2 protein-coding genes are annotated in these 1,895 nt (G+C 67.3%); one reads left to right on the plus strand and one right to left on the minus strand.

The features are described from left to right. Positions 1–44: 44 nt before the first annotated feature. The gene (locus ACWGH4_RS34705) at positions 45–401 is read right to left on the minus strand and encodes a HesB/IscA family protein (RefSeq protein ID WP_005318559.1); all 357 of its coding nucleotides are present in this window, start codon (positions 399–401) and stop codon (positions 45–47) included. Positions 402–671: 270 nt separating this feature from the next. On the opposite strand from ACWGH4_RS34705, the gene nadA reads away from it, so the two are divergent. Beyond that, positions 672–1,859, plus strand: coding sequence for a quinolinate synthase NadA (gene nadA / locus ACWGH4_RS34710; RefSeq protein ID WP_453467846.1), 1,188 nt, complete (start codon positions 672–674; stop codon positions 1,857–1,859). Positions 1,860–1,895 lie beyond the last annotated feature (36 nt).

Below are 1,895 nucleotides of genomic sequence, written 5' to 3' on the forward strand. Positions count from 1 at the left end.
CCCTGGAACGGGTCCGCCGCCTTCGGCATGAGCAGCCGGAACTCTTAGCTGAACGAGTCTCCGCAGGCGCAGGAACCCGTGGCGTTCGGGTTGTCGATCGTGAAGCCCTGCTTCTCGATGGTGTCGACGAAGTCGATGGAGGCGCCGCCCAGGTACGGGGCGCTCATACGGTCGGTGACGACCTTGACACCGTCGAAGTCCTTCACGACGTCGCCGTCGAGGGAGCGCTCGTCGAAGAACAGCTGGTAACGCAGGCCGGAGCAGCCGCCGGGCTGAACCGCGACGCGCAGCGCCAGGTCGTCCCGGCCTTCCTGGTCCAGCAGGGCCTTGACCTTGGCCGCGGCGGCGTCGGACAGGAGGATGCCGTCGCTCACGGTGGTGGTCTCGTCCGATACGGACATCTGCTTCTCTCCCGGGTTGTGCGGACTGCTTGCCGACGGTGCAACCGGCATGGCCCTGGATTCATTCCGGACCGCTCGTCTTTCCCCTTCATGCTCGCACACCCGGCCATGGAGCGGCACCGGCCTGTGGACGGGGCGTGCGTCACCTTGCGGACAGGGGGGTGCGTCACATCGACACTATGGCCATCGTCAAAGTGACGTGAAGCGGTTATGATAGATAGCGTCAAATAGACGAAAAGCGCTCTGCCAGACGAAGAAAGGGTGCGTGTCGTGACGACCGCCCAGACCAGCCCCGAGCTCGACGTGTCGCCGACTCCGCTCGCACTGCTGCTGCTCGGCCGTGAGGCCGATCCCCGCAGCGAGCGCGGCGTGGAGTGCCCGGGCGACCTGCCCTCGCCGTCCGACCCGGATCTGGTGGAGCGCGCCCGCGCGGCCAAGGAGAAGCTCGGCGAGAAGGTCTTCGTCCTCGGCCACCACTACCAGCGCGACGAGGTCATCCAGTTCGCCGACGTCACCGGTGACTCGTTCAAGCTGGCGAAGGACGCCGCGGCCCGGCCGGAGGCCGAGTACATCGTCTTCTGCGGTGTGCACTTCATGGCCGAGTCCGCCGACATCCTCACCTCGGACGACCAGAAGGTCGTGCTCCCCGACCTCGCGGCCGGCTGCTCGATGGCCGACATGGCCACCGCCGAGCAGGTCGCCGAGTGCTGGGACGTGCTGACCGAAGCCGGCGTCGCCGAGCAGGTCGTGCCCGTCTCCTACATGAACTCCTCCGCGGACATCAAGGCCTTCACCGGCAAGCACGGCGGCACGATCTGTACGTCGTCGAACGCCAAGCGCGCGCTGGACTGGGCCTTCGAGCAGGGCGAGAAGGTCCTCTTCCTGCCGGACCAGCACCTGGGCCGCAACACCGCCGTCCGGGACATGGGGATGTCCCTCGAGGACTGCGTCCTCTACAACCCGCACAAGCCGAACGGCGGTCTGACGGCGGAGGAACTGCGCGCCGCCAAGATGATCCTGTGGCGCGGTCACTGCTCCGTGCACGGCCGGTTCTCGCTGGACTCCGTCAACGACGTGCGTGAGCGCATCCCGGGCGTCAACGTCCTGGTGCACCCGGAGTGCAAGCACGAGGTGGTCTCCGCCGCCGACTACGTGGGCTCGACGGAGTACATCATCAACACGCTCGAGGCGGCCCCGGCCGGCTCGAAGTGGGCGATCGGCACGGAGCTGAATCTGGTCCGGCGCCTGGCGAACCGTTACGCGGACCAGGGCAAGGAGATCGTCTTCCTGGACAAGACGGTCTGCTTCTGCTCGACGATGAACCGCATCGACCTGCCCCACCTGGTGTGGGCCCTGGAGTCGCTGGCCGAGGGGAACCTGGTCAACCGCATCGAGGTCGACAAGGAGACGGAGAGCTTCGCGAAGCTCGCGCTCGAGCGGATGCTGGCGCTGCCGTAGCCGCCGCCTACGCGCACGAGGGGCGTCCCGCCGCAG

This window comes from Streptomyces sp. NPDC054847 (genome assembly GCF_053610925.1).

Excerpts from the sequence above, each read along its gene's own strand:
- ACWGH4_RS34705 (WP_005318559.1), bottom strand. The coding sequence starts at position 401 with ATGTCCGTATCGGACGAGACCACCACCGTGAGCGACGGCATCCTCCTG.